Consider the following 17,270-nt stretch of genomic DNA (forward strand, 5'->3'; position numbering starts at 1 on the left):
GTCATGGCCAGCACGGAGACCGCCGGCCGGCTCACCCGGACACAGCGACCGGGCTGGGTCGCGAGCCCCTGGCTGACGTTCGCGGCGCGGCGGCTGGGGCGACTCGCCGTCGCGATCGGCACCTTGCTCACGCTCACCTTCCTGATGCTGCACCTGGTCCCTGGTGATCCGGTCCGGTCTTCGCTGCCGCCTGGTGCGTCGGCTGACCTGATCCGTGCCAAGCGCCACGAACTGGGGCTGGACAAGTCGTTGCCGGCGCAGTTCGTGGACTATGCCGGTGACGTACTGCACGGCCGGTTCGGGACCTCGGTCTCGACCGGTGAGCCGGTCGGCAGCATCGTCGCGAACCGGCTGCCACCGACCGTGCAGATTGCGACTCTGGCCTTCCTGACGATCCTGGTGATCGCGCTGCCGACCGGTATCGCGGTGGCGGTGCTCACCCGCGGTGGCCGGCGGCGATCGCTCGACACACTGTTCACGTTGTGGACCGGGTTCGTCGGGGCGATTCCACAGTTCCTCAGCGCGGTCGGTCTGGTGTTCGTTTTCTCGGTCACCCTCAAGTGGTTGCCGGTGGCTGGGCGGACCGGCGTACCGAGTTACATCCTGCCGATCGTGGCGTTGTCCGCGGGGCTGGCCGGGCATCTGGCCCGGATCGTCCGGATCGAGACCCTGGTCGTGCTGGAGAAGGACTACCTGCGGACCGCGCGGAGCAAGCGGCTGCCGGTGCTGCGGACCTACGGACGGCACGCACTGCCGAACATCCTGACCTCGGTGCTCACCATCAGCGGCATGATGCTGCCCGGCCTGATCGGCGGCACCGTGCTGGTGGAGAGCGTCTTCGCCTGGCCGGGCCTCGGGACGACCTTGGTGCAGGCGATTCTGGCTCAGGACTACAAGGTGATCCAAGCCATCGTGCTGCTGCTCGGAACCGTCGTCCTGGTCACCAATCTCGTGGTCGACGTCGCGCTCGCGCTGATCGACCCCCAGTCCTCGATCAGGAGTACCTGATGCAGATCAGGATGCGGCGCCGCAGAACGCGCTCGAGTACGGCGGTCATCGGGCTGGCCGGTGCGGTCGTCCTGCTGCTGGTGGCGGTGATCGCTCCGCTGCTGTGGTCCGGACGGGCCACGGCGCCGGACCCCGATCATCTGCTCCAGGGCATGAGCGCGCGTCATCTGCTCGGCACCGACGGCCTCGGGCGTGACGTCTTCTACCGGGTGATGGTCGCGACCAGGACCAGCCTGTCGCTCGCGTTGCTGTCCGCGGTGTCCGGTGCGGTCTGCGGCGTACTGCTCGGTGCCTTGTCGACGTTGCTCGGACGGCGGTCGCAGCGGCTGTTCTCGAGCGTGCTGGCGATCTGGCTGTCGTTCCCCGATCTGCTGCTGGTGATGTTCTTGTCCGTCATCGTCGGTGTCGGCGGTGGCGGAGCCGTGGTGGCGGTGGCGATCGCGTTCGCGCCGAGCTTCGCCCGGCTCGCCCAGACGCTCTCGTCGTCGGTGGTCACCCGCGACTACATCTCCGCCGTCCGGCTGATGGGCCTGTCGCGAACGCGGATCCTGATCCGGCACGTGCTGCCGAACGTGGCCGAGCCGCTGATCCTCAACACCACGTTCGCGATCGGCGGCGCGCTGCTGTTCCTGTCCGGCCTCTCGTTCCTGGGGCTGGGGGTGCAACCGCCGGCGTACGACTGGGGACAGATGCTGGCGCAGGGTCTCGACAGCATCTATCTCAGCCCGCTCGCGGCCTTGGCTCCTGGGGTTGCCATCGTGATGACCGGGGTGGTCCTGAACTTCTGCGGCGAAGCACTCGCCGCGCTGGCCGCCCGGCGTCAGGTCGGACCTCGGAAGGCCGCTCGCCCCGCGACTGCGTCCGAGGTGCGGTCACCGGACTTGGCCGCGGTCGGCAGCCACGTGCTGGACGTCGAAGGGCTCAGCGTCGCGGTGCCGGTCGGCGAGGGCATGGCCGAGGTCGTCCGGAGCTTCGATCTCCGGCTGAGCAAGGGGGAGATGGTCGGCGTCGTCGGCGAGTCCGGAAGCGGCAAGAGCATGTCAGCGATGGCCGTGGCCGGTCTGCAGCCGCCGGCCGCCGAGATCCGGGCGGAGACGTTCTCGGTCGGTGGCACCGATCCCCGGCGGCTGCGGCCGGCCGCGGCCAGGCGGCTGTACGCGCGATCGCTCGGCATGATCTTCCAGGATCCGATGTCATCGCTGAACCCGTTGATGGCGGTCGGAGCCCAGCTCGCGGAGGGTGTCCGGATCCATCGCGAGCTGAGCAGATCCGCCGCCCGGCAGCTGGCCGCCCGGCGGCTGGCGGAGGTGCGGATCCCGCATGCGGAGCAGCGACTCGGCGAGCGGCCGCACCAGTTCTCCGGCGGGATGCGCCAGCGCGCGATGATCGCGATGAGCCTGATGTGTGAGCCGGACCTGATCATCGCCGACGAACCGACCACCGCGCTCGACGTCACCATCCAGCGCGAGATCATGAAGCTGCTGGCCGACGCGAACTCGTCCGGCGTCGCCGTCGTCCTGATCTCGCACGACATCAGCCTGATCCTCGACGTCTGCGACCGGGTCGTGGTGATGTACGCCGGGCGGATCGTCGAGGAACTCGCGGCGCGCGACGTCACCACGGCGGCACGGCACCCGTACACAAGGGCGCTGCTGCGTTCGGTGCCGACCATGACCACCGACAGGCAGTTGCCGCTGGCAACCATACCGGGACGGCCGCCGACCAGGAACGACGAAGCGGCCGGCTGCCCGTTCGCTCCGCGCTGCGATCGCTCGACCGACTCCTGCACCGAGTCGATGCCGCCGCTGGAGCAGGCCGGTCCTGGCGCCCGCGTGGCGTGCTGGCATCCGGTGGCGACGACCAGCGTGAGGGGGGTGATGGCTCGATGACTGCCTTGGCGGTCGAGGGTCTCTCGGTTCGCTACGGTTCCCGGCGCCACGACGCACCGGCCGTGGACACGGTCACGCTCGAGGTGAGCGCCGGCGGATCGCTGGGCGTGGTGGGGGAGTCGGGCTCGGGCAAGTCCACTCTGGCCCGGGCGATGGTCGGGCTGTTGCCTTCCTGCGCCGGCCGGATCGTGCTCGACGGCCGTCCGGTCGGTCCCGGGCGCGCCGAGCTGGCAAGGCTGCGATCCGCGGTCCAGCTGGTGTTCCAGGATCCATCGTCCTCGATGAATCCGCGGATGCGGATCGGCGACGCCATCATGGAGGCGGTGCTGGCCAATGGCAGGACCACGTCGGCGGCAGCACGAGCGCGGACGGCGGAGCTGCTGGATCTGGTCAGTCTGGACGCCTCGGTGGCCGTTCGGCTGCCGGTCTCGTTGTCCGGCGGCCAGTGCCAGCGGGCCGCGATCGCGCGGGCGCTGGCGACCTCCCCGCGCTTCCTGATCGCCGACGAGATCACGTCGGCACTGGATGTGTCGGTGCAGGGATCGGTGCTGAACGTACTGCGCGACGTCCAGCGCGAGCTCGGCATCGGCCTGATGTTCATCTCGCACAACCTCCCGGTGGTGCGGTACATGAGCGAGCGGATCGCGGTGATGTTCGCCGGCCGCGTGGTCGAGTCCGGTCCGACCGACGCCCTGATCGCCGCACCGCAGCACCCGTACACCCGCGAGCTGCTCGCCGCGGAGAACCCGGGGATGCTGAGGGTGGGTCGCCCGTGACAATGCACGCGAGTGGAGGACCTGTGCGGTCGAACGACTACGAGGCCGGTCTCGACGAGCTGGCCGAGGTCAGCTTCGACGGCCTGACCTCGCCCGCCCTGGTGGTCGACCTCGACCGGGTCGAGAGGAACCTCGGGTCGATGACCGCCGCGGTCACGAGCCGGGGCGCCGTACTCCGGCCGCATGCCAAGACGCACAAGTCGGTGAATCTCGGCCGGATGCAGCTCGAGTACGGCGCGACCGGGCTGACCGTCGCGACGCTGTCCGAGGCGGCGATGTTCGCCGCCGCCGGGTTCGACGACCTGTTCGTCGCGTATCCGGTCTGGCCGGCAGGCGACCGGCTGCGGATGCTCACCACACTGGCGGCAACGACGCGCCGGCTGAGGCTCGGCGTCGACAGCTCCGAAGGCGCGGCCCGGGTCGGCGCGGCGGTGCGGTCCGCCGGAAGGCCGGTGGAGGTGCTGATCGAGGCGGACTGCGGTGGCGAGCGCAGCGGAGTCCGGTCGGTCGAGGCAGCTCTCGCGGTCGCCCGGTCGGCGACGGAGGCCGGTCTGGACGTCGTCGGTGTGTTCACCCACGGCGGCCACTCGTACCGCACCCGCGACGGCGTACGCGCGGCGGCCGATGACGAGGTGCTGACCCTGCATCGGTACGGCGAGGCGCTCCGCAACCACGGGTACGACGTCCGCGAGCTCAGCGCCGGGTCGACGCCGACCTCGCACGAGGACGAGCGCACCGGAGTCACCGAGGAACGGCCGGGGACGTACGTCTTCAACGACCGCTTGCAGGTCCGGCTCGGAGCGTGCGGCTGGTCCGCGGTCGCGCTGACCGTCCAGGCAACGGTGGTCAGCGTCGGGCGCGACCACGTGATCATCGACGCCGGCGCGAAGGTGCTGTCCAGCGACCTTCCGGCCGGTCTGGAGGGGTACGGCGTACTGCCCAGGTACCCGGCGGCGGTGATCAGCAGGCTCTACGACCATCACGGTGTCGTCCTGCCCGGCGATGGCCCTCGGCCGCGGCTGGGCGAGACAGTGGTCGTCGTACCGAACCACGTCTGTCCGGTCGTCAACCTGGCCGACCAGGTGCAGATCGTCTCCGGCGGGAAGCCGGCCGATCCGTGGCCGGTCGACGGACGAGGACTGGTTACGTGACGGAAGCCGCGGCCACGATCGGGATCCTCGGTGGCATGGGCCCGCTGGCGTCCGCCGAGTTCTACGGCCGGTTGATCGAACTCACGCCGGCGGCTGACGACCAGAGCCACTTCCCGGTCGTGCTGTGGTCGGAGCCGTCCACGCCGGATCGCAGTGCGGCCATCCTCGGCGACGGTGTGGACCCGACTCCGTGGCTGCGGGACGGCCTGCAGGCGCTGGAGCGACTCGGTGCAACGCTCATCGCCGTACCGTGCAACACCGCCCACCACTTCCTGCCGGCCGCGTCCGATGGGATCACCGTCCGCGTCCTCGACATGGTCCAGGAGACGTGTGACCGCCTCGCCCGGCAACGGCCACGGGTCCGGCGCGTCGGCCTGCTCGGTACGCCGGGACTGCTGACCTCGGGCTTGTACCAGCGCCGGCTGAAGGCCGCCGGGATCGACTGCGTGACGCCCGGCGAGACGCAGTACGGCCGGGTCCTGGAGGCGATCACGGCGGTGAAGGCCGGGGACGACCTGATCCACGCCGGCAGCATCCTGGCCGAGTGTGCGGTCGCCCTGGGAGGCTGCGACGCGATCCTCGCGGCGTGCACCGAGATCCCGCCGGCGCTGAGCCGGGTGGAACACGGCCTGCCGATCGTCGATCCGGGCCTGATCCTGGCGCGGCGAACGATAGATTTGGCGACGGAGCAACGAGGCCGGACAGGACGGTGACGTGCGGTGACCCTTCGAGCGCGGAAGCGCGGCGACGCCGAGCCGCCGGCTGACACCGTCGATGAGTCGACGGCCGTGGGAGCGACCATCCGGCGGCTCCGGCGGGCGCGGGAGATGTCGGCGGCCGAGCTCGCGCAGGCGGCGGAGCTGAGCCCGGGTGCGATCAGTCAGATCGAGTCCGGTACGACGCAGCCGTCGCTGCCCGCGCTGCGGCGGATCGCCCGCGGCTTGCGGGTGCCGGTGTTCCAGCTGTTGCTCGAGGACGAGAAACCGAACGGGCACGTGGTCCGCCGGTCGGAGGCCGGCCCGCGCGGCCGGGGCCAGATCGCGTACGACGTCCTCACCCCGGACACCGACGGCGAGCTGGAGGTGATCGAGGTCCGGCTCGCCCCGGGGCAGTCCACGGCGGATCGGCCGGTGTCGCATCCGGGGGAGGAGTGCCTGGTCGTGGTGGAGGGTGACGTCACCGTCGAGATCGGGGCGGAGACCTACGACCTGGCGCGGCGCGACGCGGTGACGTTCCGCGGCGAACGGCCGCACCGGGTCATCAACTCCGGTGTCGGCGACGCACTGGCGATCTCGATCGTGACCCGTTCACCTCGGGCCGCCGACTGACCGTCGCCGTCTGTACGAAGACCCAACCGCGACCGGGATCGTCGGCTGAATCCACCATCCGGAACCCGGCCCGGCGGCCTAGCGTAGTGGTGTGACGACATCACTGACTCCCGAGCTCATCTGCGACCTGTTGGTGCCTGAGGACGTCGCCATCTCGCGTGACGGCGGCCGGGTCGCCTGGCGTGCGGCGCCGAACGGTGTCGACGACCCCAACCCCCGCGGCGGCATCTGGACCTGCGTGACCGGATCGGGCCGCGCGGAGCAATGGACGCATGGTCCGGACGACTGCTGCCCGCGCTGGTCACCCGACGGCACGACGCTGGCCTTCCTGTCCGATCGGGCCGACCGGGGCGTCAGATCGGTGTACATGCTGGAGACCGGTCGCGGCGAGGCTCGTGCTGTGTACGCGCCGGGCACCTCCGTGGTCAGCGTGGCGTGGTCACCGCTGGGAGATCGAGTCGCCGTACTGGTGCCGACGCCGGTTGACGTCGCTGATGGCGCGGTCGGCGACGAGCAGGTGTTCGGCGAGGACTGGCGGCCGGTCGTCGTCCATGTGGTCGATGTGGCGACCGGCACCGGGCGTGCCGTCACGACGGTGGATCGGCACGTGACGGATCTGGCCTGGTCGCCGGACGGGGCACGGATCGCGGTCGTGAGTCAGCCCGATGTCGAGCCCGAGTCCGGTCTGCTGGCCGAGGTCGAGGTGGTGGATCTCAACGACGGCTCCCGGTCGGTGGTCTGCTCGGCGCCGTGGGCCGATTACCTCGGCTGGCTGGAGCGTGACGACAAGATCGTCTTCAAGGCGCCGCTCGATCCGCAACCGTTGTCAGCGGCAACCTTTTGGGCGGTCTCCGCGACCGAGGACGCGAAACCGGTCGCTGCCGGTCCGGGGCCCGACGACACCATCTGCGTGATCGCCGTCCGTACTGCGCAGCCGGACACCGCTGTGGTCGCCCTCGCCGACGGGCTGGAGACGATCGTCCGCGCGTACCCGGTCGGGGGCGAGGCACACGACCTGGCGCGGCTGGACGGAGACATCAAGGCCTTCGACGTCGCGGACACTCATCAACTGGGTGCGGCGATGCAGGCGCCGGGCGGTCTGGTCGAGCTGTGGTCCGGCCGTCCGCAGGAGCTGGTCCAATGCTCGTCGTACGGCGAGGCGCTGGCCGGTGTCGAGCTCGCCGAGGTCGGGTCGTTCGTTGCTCGCAGCAGCGACGGACTGGAGATCGACGTCATCAGCATCGCGCCGCCGGCCCGGTTCGGTCCGGGGCCGCACCCGACTGTCGTACTGCCGCACGGCGGTCCGTACGGCCGGTCCAACCTCGGTCTGCACTGCGCGCCGCTCGACTGGGGACAGCTGATGGCGACCGCGGGGATCCATGTCCTGATGCCGAACTACCGTGGCGGCAACGGGAAGGGGTACCGGTTCGCGGTGGCGGCCCGGGCGGACATGGGCGGCGCGGAGTGGCAGGACGTCGAGGCGGCCGTCGACCGCGCGATCGAACTCGGCCTGGCCGACCCGGCCCGGTTGGGAATCGGCGGGTGGAGCCAAGGCGGATTCCTAGCGGCGTGGGGTGTGACCCAGACAGATCGGTACCGGGCGTCGATCGTCGGTGCGGGGGTGACCGATTGGCGGTCGCTGGTGCTGACGACCGACAGGCCGTTGTTCGAGGGAACGCTGGCGGGCAGTCTCCCGTGGGAGCCGGCCACCGGTGACGGCGCCGTCGACCGGTCACCGGTCACGTTCGCCGGGCGGGTGACGACGCCGGTGCTGATCCTGCAGGGCGAGCGCGACGTACGGATCCCGGTGAGCCAGGCGACCGGTTACAACCGCGCGTTGCGGGCGGCCGGCGCCGACGTGCAGCTGGTCGTGTACCCGCGCGAGCCGCACGTGATCCGGGAGCGCACCCATCAGATCGATGTGATGCGACGCGCCCTCGAGTTCTTCCGCGGCCGCCTGACGAAGTGATCATCCGGCCCGGAGCCGCAGTTGCAGCATCAGCTCGAACCGCGTTCCGGAGTCCTCCAGGTCGATCCCGCCGATCCGGGCCACGCTCTGCATCCGGTACCGCAGGGTGTTCGGGTGGATGGACAACCGCCGCGCGGCGCGGCCCACGTTGCCGAAGCAGTCCAGGTAGGCGTCGAGGGCGTCGAGAAGACCGGTGCTGTGGACGGCGTCGTGCTCGCGCAGGGCTTCGATCATCCTGGCCGGCGGGAGCGTCTCACCGGCGATATGGCGCCGCAGCCGGCGCAGCAGCATCCGCCCCTGGAAGTCCGCGATCGTCGCCACCCGCTGGTCGTTCTGCTCGTTGCACAAGACATCGAGGACACCGTCGGCATCGGCGCGTGACAGCGGGATCTCGTCGAGGGTGCGGGCCAGCCGTCCGACCGCGAGGACGATGTCGCCGTCCGGGCACGCGCGGGTGACGTGGGCGCGGGCCGCGGCCTCGGCCCGGCTGGTGTCGCGGGCCGACGACGGCAGCGGGAAGGCGGCGTACACGGTGTTGCCGGACAGCACCACTGAGACCTTCGGATTCGTCGAGGACAACTGCAGTGCGAGCGACTGGCGCAACTTGTGCAGCGTCGCCGTCCGCTCCGCGCGCCTGTCGGCCGGCTCCTGGCCGGCTGTCTCCGCCCGGCCGAGGGCTCGCGCACCGATCACGCACAGCACCCGTCGGTCCAGGTCCAAGCCCCGAGCGGCCTCGGCCGCGGCGGCACCGCCCTCCAGGACCGAGAGCAGCAGCTGCTCGCGGCGGCGCAGCTCGGGGTCGATCTCGTGGCGGCGCCGGAGTAGCAGCAGGGCGGCCGAGTTCGCCGCGTTCTGGAAGGCGAGCAGTTGCTCGGCCGTCGGTTCGGTCGCGACCGCGGCCCACATCGATCCGAGCGCCTCGTTGCCGGCCGTGATACCCACCGCTAGGCGGGCCAGGATCCCGTCCGAGGACGAGATCAGCACCGGTTCCCGGGCGCGGTAGATCCGGCCGTAGATGCCGTTCGCGCGGTACTCCTGCTGCCATCGTTCCGGCACCCGCAGCGACAGGATCGACGCCGTGCGGGCCGGGTCGACGTCCTCCTGGCCGGGGGAGAACGCGACCACGGTCGACGACAGGTCCTCGATCGTCACCGGCGCACCGAGGATCGAACTGACGGTCGTCGCGAACCGGAACAGATCGGCGGTGGTGGTGCCGAAGCTGTCGGTCCATCCGGCCGGCTCCGCGGCCTCGAGGAACTGCCAGACCGCACCGGCCAGCTGCGACCAGTTGATGGCCGCGGTCGAGCGCAGCAGGGTCACGCCGTACCGCTCGGCCTTCGCTACGCAGCGCCGATCGACCTCCGGCTTCTCGGCCAGGACCAGTACTGCGAGGCCGTCCGGGCCGAGCACCTCGAGAAGCTCGGCCACCTGCTCGGTGCTGTCCACGTCGCAGCCCAGCAGCACACCGTCCCGTACGTCGGTGCCGTCCAGCGCCTGGGCGCCGATCAGCACCTGCCGGACGGCGGTCATCCCGCCGTTGGCGAGGTGTACGACGTCGACCACGGTGCTGCCCAGGCGGTCCAGCAGCGACTCCACGGTGCGATCGGTGCGATCGGTGGCGAACATGACGATCCTCCCAACGCGCTCAGCGGCGCTGTATCAAGCCGATCCGCTCGCGGGCAGCGACGCCGGCGACCAGCGACCAGATGACGATCAGCCCGAGCAACTGGGCCGGGGTGTCCACGGTCTGCCGGACCGTCAGCTCGGAGACCCGCACCGAGCCCGGCAGTTGGGCCGCCAGCTCGGCGGCGGTCGGCATCGACATCTCCACCTCGGCCTCGAGCCGGGCCGGAACCGATGCCAGCGGCAACGACTGGACCGACTGGACGGCGCGCGCCGCGGCGCCGCGGATCGCGGTGGCGGCCGCGACCGGATGCACACTGTCGATCGCGCTCCAGCCTTCGGCCTCCTTGACGCACACCGTGACCGCCTCGGGCAGGCTCGTCGCGGTCGCCTTGCAGAGATCCTTGTCGCCGGTGACCAGGCCGATCGGCACGCCCTGGGACGCGGCGTAGAGCGCGTTGACATCGGCCTCGGAGACCGCGGCACCGTTCAGCCGCAGCCGCAGGAAGTGCGAGGAGAAGCTGTGCGCGAGGACGCCGGGGGAGCCGGCCGCCGCGTGGTAGCCGACGAAGAACGCCACGTCGAAGTCCGGTGTCAGTCCCTGCGCCATGCACTGGGCCTTCGGCGCCCCGAACACCAGCCGCGCCCGCGGGTCGAGCTGGTCGGGGAGCAGGTTGTCCATGGTGCCGTGGCTGTCGTTCACGACGACGCTGGTGGCGCCGCCGTCGAACGCGCCCTCGATCGCCGCGTTGACCTCGGCGGTCATCAGCTGCTGGGCCCGCGGGTATCCCAGGGCGCCGCGGACGACTTGATCCAGGGTGGCGACCCCGGCGATTCCTTCGAGATCCGCGGAGATGTAGACGCGCATGATTCATCCATATCTTCACTCGTACTGATGAAGATATAGTTCTACTAAATCCTCTGTCCAGTAGAACCGGCGAAAACTCCAACGGCGCGCCGTGGCCGGAGGGGAAACGGACAACCCCGGCCGCCGGACGGGTTGTTAGCGTCCGACGTCGTGAAGATCATGGGCGGGCTGGAGGCGGCCGAGCGGATCGCGGGTTCGGACCGATGACCCGGGCGGCGCAGTGGCGGCCGGGGCCGCACGACGCGGTGACCGATGTTCCCGGCGTACACGTCGGACACGTCACGCTGGACGACGGTGCGGACATTCACACCGGTGTGACCGCGATCGTCCCGGCGGGCATCTGCCCCGGGTCGCCGCTGCCGGCGGGCTTCTTCAGCGGCAACGGCCGGGGCAAGTTCATCGGGTCCACGCAGGTGGAGGAGCTGGGCGAGCTCGAGTCGCCGATCGTGCTGACCGGCACGCTGTCCGCGTTCCGCGCCGCGGACGCGCTGGTGTCCTGGATGCTCGCGGATCCACGTCATCACGACGTACTTTCGTTCAATCCGGTGGTGGGGGAGTGCAACGACGGTCGGCTGTCGGACATCCGGGCCCGGCCGGTGACGGAGGCGCACGTCCTGCACGCGATCGCCGCCGCCGGCCCGGGGCCGATCGAGCAGGGCAGCGTCGGCGCCGGCACCGGAATGGTTGCCTTGGGCTACAAGGCGGGGATCGGCACGGCGGCACGCACCGGAGAGCTCGGTGGCCGCCCGTGCACGGTCGGCGTGCTCGCACTGGCGAACTTCGGTGGCCGGCTGCGGCTGGCCGGGGGTGCGCCCGCCGCCGGTGGTCGGTTGCGGCTGGACGGCCGGGAGCCCGTCGCCGAGGGTGCGGACGACCGGCGTGACAACGGCTCGTGTGTCCTGGTGGTGGCTACCGACGCGCCACTTGACGCCCGGCAGCTGGCCCGGGTCGCACGTCGCGCCGTGTTCGGGATGGCGAGAGTGGGCAGTTCGTACGGCCACGAGAGCGGCGACTACGCGATCGCGTTCACCGTCTCGACCGAGGGCGCCGTACCTGATGCCGCGTTGTCTCCGCTCTTCGAGGCGACCCTGGACGCGACCGAGGCCGCCCTGATCGGCTCGCTGCTGGCGGCCCGCCCGATGACAGGTCGAGGCAACTCCGTTCCGGCGCTCCGGCTCGAGTGAGCGCCGTCAGTGCGGGTCGGCCAGGATCTCGTCGAGAACGCCCTCGAAGGCCTCGGGGCATTCGGTGTGCAGGTCATGGCCACCGGCCAGCTCAATAAGGTTGCTATCGGCAAGTACGTCGACCATCCGCCGGACGCTGCCGGCGCCGATGTGGCTGTCGGTGCCACGGATCACGGTCACCGGGCAACCGATCCCCGCCAGCTGATCCCACCAGAGCGGGTCGGGATGGTTGCGCTGCCGGCTGAAGGGCGCCTGGATGTTCCAGTCGTAGTCGAGCTCACCCTCGGGGTGGGCGCCCTCGTCGCGCGGCGGCGACGCGGGCAGCGGCGGCGGCGCCTCCTCGAGGATCAGCCGCTCGACCTGCTCGGGACAGCGGGCCGCGAACAGGAGCGCGACCAGGCCGCCCATCGAGTGCCCGAGCACGGTGGCCCGCGGAATGCCGAGCGCCTGCAGGGACCGGGACACGTCGCTGACCATGTCGGGCAGCTCGTACGACGAGGTCCAGGTGCTCCGGCCGTGACCGCGCAGGTCCAGCGCGACGATCCGGAGCCGGTCCCGGTAGCGCGCGACGACGCGCTCCCAGGTGGCCGACGACGCGCCGAGACCGTGGATCAGCAGCAGGACCGGCGGGCCGGCTGTCCCCGTGTCGCGATAACCGAGGCTGACGCCTTCGAGGTCGACGTTCCGATACGTCATGGGTTCGCGTGCTCAGTCGATCGCGAGCACGGCTTCGACCTCGACCGGCGAGTCCATCGGCAGGCGCGGTACGCCGACGGCCGAGCGCGCATGACTGCCGATCTCCTCGCCGAGGAACTCGAGGAACGCGTCCGAGGCGCCGTTCGCGACCAGGTGGTGGTCGGTGAATCCGTCGCCGCCCGACACGAACACGGTCAGCTTGAGGACCGCGGTGATCCGGTCGAGGGATCCGGTCTCCGCAACTGCGGCGGCGAGGACGTTGAGGGCGCACTGCCGTGCGGACCGCACGCCCTCCTCGAGCGTGAGCTCGGCGCCGACGCGGCCGCGGTGCGGAAACGTGCCGTCCGCCACCGCGACCTGGCCGGAGATGTAGAGCAGCCCGTTGTGCGACCGCAGGGGCCGGTAGTGCGCGAACGGCTGGACGGGTTCGGGCAGCGAGGATGCAGTCGGCACGGCAGTCCCTTCGATCAATGTCGGAGCTCCGATGGTAGACTAAATGTCTACGATTTAGAAGAAACGTCCAGTCGACGAGAGGTGTGATCCGATGCGCGATTCCAGGTTCGGCCGAGTCTCCGCGGTCGCGGACGTCGTACCGGACACGCTCCGCACGCCGGCTGTCGTGCTGGACGAGACCGCCGTCGAGCACAACATCGCCGCCGCGATCCGGCTGATCGGCGGCGCCGACCGCTGGCGGCCGCACTTCAAGACAGCCCGGACCCGCTGGGCCGTTGATCGTCTCCGGGCCGCAGGGGTCGACCGGTTCAAGGTGTCGACCTTCGGTGAGTTGTCCGCCCTGCTGGCGTTCGGCGTGCCGGACGTGCTGATGGCCCAGCCGGTGACCGAGGCGACCCGGCCGACCGTGGCCGCGCTGGCGGCGGGATTCCCGGGCACGGTTGTGAGCGTCCTGGCCGAGGACGCGAAGGCTGCGTCCGGCTGGGAGCAGCCCGTCGACGTCTTCGTCGATCTCGATCCAGGTCTCGGTCGGACCGGCGTACCCCTGGACGACGTGGCCGCGGTGGTCGGCGTCGCCGATGCGTTCGTGGCGGCCGGGCATCGGCTTGCCGGTCTGCATGTGTACGACGGCCACCTGGCCGATCACGATCCCGTGGCCAAGCGGGAGGCGGTGTCCCGTGAATTGGCGCAGGTCTCGGCGGTGGTGGACGCGTTGCGAGCGGCAGGTCACGAGGTCACCGAGGTCGTCGTAGGCGGCACGCACACCTTCGTGGAGCACGCGCAGCAGCGGACCAGCGTCGCCTGGGGTGAGGTGATGACGTTCGGTGCGGGCACGGTCGTGTACAACGACCACCGCAGTCTCGAGCGGTTCGCGTCCCAGGGGGAGGCAGCGGAGCTCGTCGCGGCCGCCGCTGTCGTCGCGCGAGTGATCAGCAAGCGGTCCGGCGGTCTGACGGTCGACGCCGGCCTGACCGCGATCCAGATCGATGCCGGCGTACCGCATGCCGTCGTGGTCAGTGATCCGGAGCTGCACGTCGGACGGCCGTCGCAGGAGCACCTGTTCCTGGAAGGCAACGGCAGCCTCCTCGAGCCGGGCAGCCTGGTCGTGCTGCTGCCACGGCACCTCGACACCGCACTCGTCCAGTTCGACCGCCTGCACCGGATCGCCGCCGACGGGCACATCACCGTCGAGCCCGTCGTCGCACCTCGCGCGGACGACCCGAGCTAAGCCTGCTCGTCCTCGCGGGCCTGGGACAGGTACTTGTACGCCGACGCCCGGGACACCCCGAGGCGCTGCGCCACCGCGGTCGTTGCCTTACGCAACTGAAACACCCCGCGCCCGTCCAGCAGCCGGAACAGCTCCAGCCGGTCCGCAGCGGACAGGCCGCGCAACGGCCGGCCGAGCGTCTGCTCGGCCTCGTTCAGTGCGGAGTCGATGATCGCGTCGGGATCGCTGCTGAACGTCGGCAGCGCGTCCTCGGTCGCCTGCTGCCCGAGCATCCGGGAGATCGCCTGCCCGGCGGACCGCAGCGCGGTCACGTCGACGTTGATGCACAAGGCACCGAAGACGTGACCGGCGGGATCGCGGAGCAGAATCGTGGACGACTTGATCTGGCGGCCGTCGGGGAGCCGGGCGAAGTAGTTCAGGTCGTCCTCCGCTGCGTCGCCCCGGCGGAGCATCCGCAGCCCGATCTCGCTCATCGCCGACGCCGGCTCGCGGCCGGTGACGCCGCCGGCCACCGCCACGACGGACGACTCGGGTTTGCGGTAGTCGTGCAGGACGGCTTCGCAGTCGGGTCCGAAGGTGGCCTGGATGCCGTGCACGACCGGCACCATCGCGGCCAGGATCTGGTCCCGGACGTCATCCGTCGGATGGTCCACTGCGATCCCTTCGACGTACCTGCGGGTCCTGTTTGTCGGAACCACAGTAGGGCGTACGGCGTCAGCGACCGAGCAGGCTCAGTGCGGCGTCGACGACCGACCCGGTGTCGATGCCGTGGATCCGGTACGCGTCGGCCAGCTCGGTCGACTGGCCGAACTCGGTGACCCCGAGGTTCACCGTCCGGTCGCCGCGGACACCGGCGAGGAACGACAAGGTGTGCGGATGGCCGTCCAGCACGGTCACGAGTGGTGCCGGATGCGCGGGCGGAAACAGGATCGACGCGATGTCGCCGGCCGTCCCGGCGTGCGTACGTCCGCGGGCCTGCACCGATCGGAAGACGAGGTCCGGACTGGTCAGGCACACGACGCCGGCCACGATGCCGAGCTCGGCCAGCGTCCGGGCGGCCGCGACGACCTCCGGCATGATCGCGCCGGTCGCGACCAGTGTCACCTGCTCGGAGCCGGGATCGTGATCGGTCAGTCGATAGCCTCCGGCAACGACCTGCTGCCGGCGCCGCTCGCGCAGGACCGGGTCGTCGGGGACCCGGGCGAGCTCCTGCGACAGCGGCCGGGTGGACAGCCGGAAGTACGCCGAAGTGCCGCCGGGCACACCGACCGAGTCCATGGCGGCCAGCAGGCACCACTCGAGATCCTGGGTGAAGGCAGGCTCCCAGGCGATGCACCCTGGCTGCTCCAGGCCGATCGATGGCGTGGTGACGGACTGGTGTGCACCGCCCTCGGGGGCCAGCGTGACACCGGACGGCGTACCGATGAGGATGCCCTGGCCGCCCGCGTAGATGCCGTACGACCACGGCTCGAGCGCCCTCGCCACGAACGGGTCGTACAGCGTCGCGATCGGGATCAGACGCTGACCCCAGCGGGACCAGGTTGCGCCGAGTTCGCCGAGCAGGCCGACAAGGTTGACCTCCGCGATCCCGAGCTCGATGTGTTGCCCGCTGGTCACCTCGGACCAGCGGAGCGTTCGGTCCGTGTCGTCACGGAACCAGTCCGGCCGGTCCTCGACCGACCACACCCCGGTCTTGTTGATCCAGCCGCCGAGATTCGTCGACGACGCCACGTCGGGGCTGCAGGTGACGACGCGGCCGGCGACTCTCGGCGCGACCCGGTGGAGTTCGTTGAGGAACCTGCCGAGCGCCGCCTGGGTCGAGATCTGCGCGCGGTGCGGCCGGTCGAGCGACTCTGGAACGGCGAGTGCCGACTGGTGCGGATGGTCGGTACGCCGCAGGGTCGTGGCACGGCTCGCGCACCACAGGCCGGCGTGGCTGTCCGGGGCGAAGGTCGTCCACGGTTCGTCGACGTCCGCGCCGACGGCGTCCGCGAGTTGCCGGAGCTGCGCGTCGGACAGCAGCGCCGAATGGTTGCCGGGGTGCGCTTCGATCGGCAGACCACGACCCTTCACGGTGTACGCGAAGATCACCGTCGGCCGATCCGCATCGATGGTCCGGTACGTATCCATGAGCAGGCCGAGGTCATGGCCGCCGAGATCGCGGATCGCGACGGCGAGCTCGGCCGGGGTCAGCGAGTCGAGCAGCGCCGCGAGCCGGGGACCGCCGGCCGTGCCGAGCAGGCGATGGGCCAGCTCGGACGGGTCGGCGCGGAGCAGCCGCTGGTACTCCTCGTTGGGCATCGCTTCCAGCCGGCTCCGGAGCTCGTCGCCGCCGGGCCGCTCGAACAGTGCGCTGATCGTGCGTCCCCAGGTGAGGGTGATGACCTGCCAGCCGGCCGCGGCGAACATGCCTTGCAGCCTGCCGATCTGGATGTCCGGCACCACCCGGTCCAGGGACTGCCGGTTCAGGTCGACGATCCACAGCACCTCACCCAACCGGGCAACCATCGGGTCGGCGATGGCCTCCCAGACCGCGCCCTCGTCGAGCTCGGCGTCCCCGACCAGGCTGACGAACCGGCCGGCCGTCGGCGTGTCCGGGAGATGCGACCGCAGGTACCGATGGGACATCGCCGCCCACAGTGGCGCCGTCGCGCCGATGCCGACCGATCCGGTCGAGAAGTCGACGGTGTCGGGGTCCTTGCGTCGACTCGGGTACGACTGCAGTCCGCCCTTGGCCCGGAGCGTCCCGAGGTACACCGGATCGAGGTCGCCCAGCAGGTAGTTGATCGCATGCAGCACCGGCGAAGCGTGCGGCTTCACCGAGACCCGGTCCGCGGCGGTGAGTTCGGCGAACCACAGTGACACCATGATGTCGACCAGCGAGGCGCTGGAGGCCTGATGACCGCCGACCTTCACGCCCTCCGGCGCGGCCGGCCGGCGGTTCGCGGTGTCCACGATCGCGGTGGACAGCCACAACACCCGATCGGCGATCTCACGCAGTACGCCGGTGTCCGGCGTGGCCGAGGGCGCCTCGGCGACAGGTACGGCGGTCATGGCCAGGAGTGTCCGAGCCGGACGAACCCGGGCGCAAGAATGA

At 70.7% G+C, this 17,270-nt stretch carries 15 protein-coding genes; 9 read left to right on the forward strand and 6 right to left on the reverse strand.

Going from position 1 to position 17,270, the window contains the following annotated elements; translation table 11 throughout:
* Positions 1 to 3: 3 nt before the first annotated feature.
* The 7 genes from OHA18_RS33000 to OHA18_RS33030 all read left to right on the forward strand — a co-directional run bounded on the left by OHA18_RS33000 (position 4) and on the right by OHA18_RS33030 (position 8,121).
* Complete coding sequence (locus OHA18_RS33000) at positions 4 to 1,008, forward strand: ABC transporter permease (protein WP_328999256.1); 1,005 nt, start codon at positions 4 to 6, stop codon at positions 1,006 to 1,008.
* Positions 1,008 to 2,897 (forward strand): dipeptide/oligopeptide/nickel ABC transporter permease/ATP-binding protein, encoded by a 1,890-nt coding sequence (locus OHA18_RS33005; RefSeq protein ID WP_328999257.1) that lies wholly within the window; start codon positions 1,008 to 1,010, stop codon positions 2,895 to 2,897. Before OHA18_RS33000 ends, OHA18_RS33005 begins: the two co-directional genes overlap by 1 nt.
* On the forward strand, positions 2,894 to 3,673 hold the full coding sequence (locus OHA18_RS33010; protein WP_328999258.1) for an ABC transporter ATP-binding protein: 780 nt from the start codon (positions 2,894 to 2,896) through the stop codon (positions 3,671 to 3,673). Before OHA18_RS33005 ends, OHA18_RS33010 begins: the two co-directional genes overlap by 4 nt.
* Positions 3,674 to 3,696: 23 nt before the next feature.
* Positions 3,697 to 4,824, forward strand: a complete 1,128-nt coding sequence (locus OHA18_RS33015; RefSeq protein WP_328999259.1) for an alanine racemase — start codon at positions 3,697 to 3,699, stop codon at positions 4,822 to 4,824.
* Positions 4,821 to 5,537, forward strand: coding sequence for an aspartate/glutamate racemase family protein (locus tag OHA18_RS33020; RefSeq protein WP_328999260.1), 717 nt, complete (start codon positions 4,821 to 4,823; stop codon positions 5,535 to 5,537). Before OHA18_RS33015 ends, OHA18_RS33020 begins: the two co-directional genes overlap by 4 nt.
* Before the next feature lie 6 nt (positions 5,538 to 5,543).
* Positions 5,544 to 6,152: a helix-turn-helix domain-containing protein gene (locus tag OHA18_RS33025; protein WP_328999261.1), complete on the forward strand. Its 609-nt coding sequence runs from the start codon at positions 5,544 to 5,546 to the stop codon at positions 6,150 to 6,152.
* A gap of 91 nt (positions 6,153 to 6,243) precedes the next feature.
* Positions 6,244 to 8,121, forward strand: a complete 1,878-nt coding sequence (locus tag OHA18_RS33030) for a prolyl oligopeptidase family serine peptidase (RefSeq protein WP_328999262.1) — start codon at positions 6,244 to 6,246, stop codon at positions 8,119 to 8,121.
* Here the strand turns inward: OHA18_RS33030 and OHA18_RS33035 are convergent, their stop codons facing one another.
* Together OHA18_RS33035 and OHA18_RS33040 are read right to left on the reverse strand one after the other, a co-directional pair.
* A complete protein-coding gene (locus OHA18_RS33035) occupies positions 8,122 to 9,747 on the reverse strand; it encodes a PucR family transcriptional regulator (RefSeq protein WP_328999263.1) in 1,626 nt (541 codons plus the stop codon).
* Positions 9,748 to 9,766: 19 nt separating this feature from the next.
* On the reverse strand, positions 9,767 to 10,612 hold the full coding sequence (locus OHA18_RS33040; protein WP_328999264.1) for a M55 family metallopeptidase: 846 nt from the start codon (positions 10,610 to 10,612) through the stop codon (positions 9,767 to 9,769).
* A 203-nt stretch (positions 10,613 to 10,815) separates the two neighbouring features.
* Here OHA18_RS33040 and OHA18_RS33045 point away from each other — a divergent pair, with 203 nt between their 5' ends.
* Entirely contained in the window at positions 10,816 to 11,796 is a 981-nt protein-coding gene (locus OHA18_RS33045; protein WP_328999265.1) for a P1 family peptidase, read from the forward strand.
* A 6-nt stretch (positions 11,797 to 11,802) separates the two neighbouring features.
* Here the strand turns inward: OHA18_RS33045 and OHA18_RS33050 are convergent, their stop codons facing one another.
* Positions 11,803 to 12,492: an alpha/beta fold hydrolase gene (locus tag OHA18_RS33050; protein WP_328999266.1), complete on the reverse strand. Its 690-nt coding sequence runs from the start codon at positions 12,490 to 12,492 to the stop codon at positions 11,803 to 11,805.
* 12 nt (positions 12,493 to 12,504) lie between these two features.
* A complete protein-coding gene (locus OHA18_RS33055) occupies positions 12,505 to 12,945 on the reverse strand; it encodes a RidA family protein (RefSeq protein WP_328999267.1) in 441 nt (146 codons plus the stop codon).
* A gap of 91 nt (positions 12,946 to 13,036) precedes the next feature.
* Between OHA18_RS33055 and OHA18_RS33060 the strand changes: the two genes are divergently transcribed.
* Complete coding sequence (locus OHA18_RS33060) at positions 13,037 to 14,173, forward strand: alanine racemase (protein ID WP_328999268.1); 1,137 nt, start codon at positions 13,037 to 13,039, stop codon at positions 14,171 to 14,173.
* Here the strand turns inward: OHA18_RS33060 and OHA18_RS33065 are convergent.
* Together OHA18_RS33065 and OHA18_RS33070 are read right to left on the reverse strand one after the other, a co-directional pair.
* Positions 14,170 to 14,826: a helix-turn-helix transcriptional regulator gene (locus OHA18_RS33065; RefSeq protein ID WP_328999269.1), complete on the reverse strand. Its 657-nt coding sequence runs from the start codon at positions 14,824 to 14,826 to the stop codon at positions 14,170 to 14,172. The genes OHA18_RS33060 and OHA18_RS33065 overlap by 4 nt on opposite strands.
* Positions 14,827 to 14,887: 61 nt before the next feature.
* Positions 14,888 to 17,227: a transketolase-like TK C-terminal-containing protein gene (locus OHA18_RS33070; RefSeq protein ID WP_328999270.1), complete on the reverse strand. Its 2,340-nt coding sequence runs from the start codon at positions 17,225 to 17,227 to the stop codon at positions 14,888 to 14,890.
* Between the last annotated feature and the right edge of the window lie 43 nt (positions 17,228 to 17,270).

The sequence above is a fragment of the Kribbella sp. NBC_00709 genome (assembly GCF_036226565.1).
In the GTDB taxonomy this organism is placed as follows: domain Bacteria; phylum Actinomycetota; class Actinomycetes; order Propionibacteriales; family Kribbellaceae; genus Kribbella.

Bases quoted from the DNA above. Each gene is read 5' to 3' on its own strand.
- OHA18_RS33000 (WP_328999256.1), top strand. From the start codon at position 4: ATGGCCAGCACGGAGACCGCCGGCCGGCTCACCCGGACACAGCGACCG.
- OHA18_RS33005 (WP_328999257.1), top strand. From the start codon at position 1,008: ATGCAGATCAGGATGCGGCGCCGCAGAACGCGCTCGAGTACGGCGGTC.
- OHA18_RS33010 (WP_328999258.1), top strand. From the start codon at position 2,894: ATGACTGCCTTGGCGGTCGAGGGTCTCTCGGTTCGCTACGGTTCCCGG.
- OHA18_RS33035 (WP_328999263.1), bottom strand. From the start codon at position 9,747: ATGTTCGCCACCGATCGCACCGATCGCACCGTGGAGTCGCTGCTGGAC.
- OHA18_RS33040 (WP_328999264.1), bottom strand. From the start codon at position 10,612: ATGCGCGTCTACATCTCCGCGGATCTCGAAGGAATCGCCGGGGTCGCC.
- OHA18_RS33045 (WP_328999265.1), top strand. From the start codon at position 10,816: ATGACCCGGGCGGCGCAGTGGCGGCCGGGGCCGCACGACGCGGTGACC.
- OHA18_RS33050 (WP_328999266.1), bottom strand. From the start codon at position 12,492: ATGACGTATCGGAACGTCGACCTCGAAGGCGTCAGCCTCGGTTATCGC.
- OHA18_RS33060 (WP_328999268.1), top strand. From the start codon at position 13,037: ATGCGCGATTCCAGGTTCGGCCGAGTCTCCGCGGTCGCGGACGTCGTA.
- OHA18_RS33070 (WP_328999270.1), bottom strand. From the start codon at position 17,227: ATGACCGCCGTACCTGTCGCCGAGGCGCCCTCGGCCACGCCGGACACC.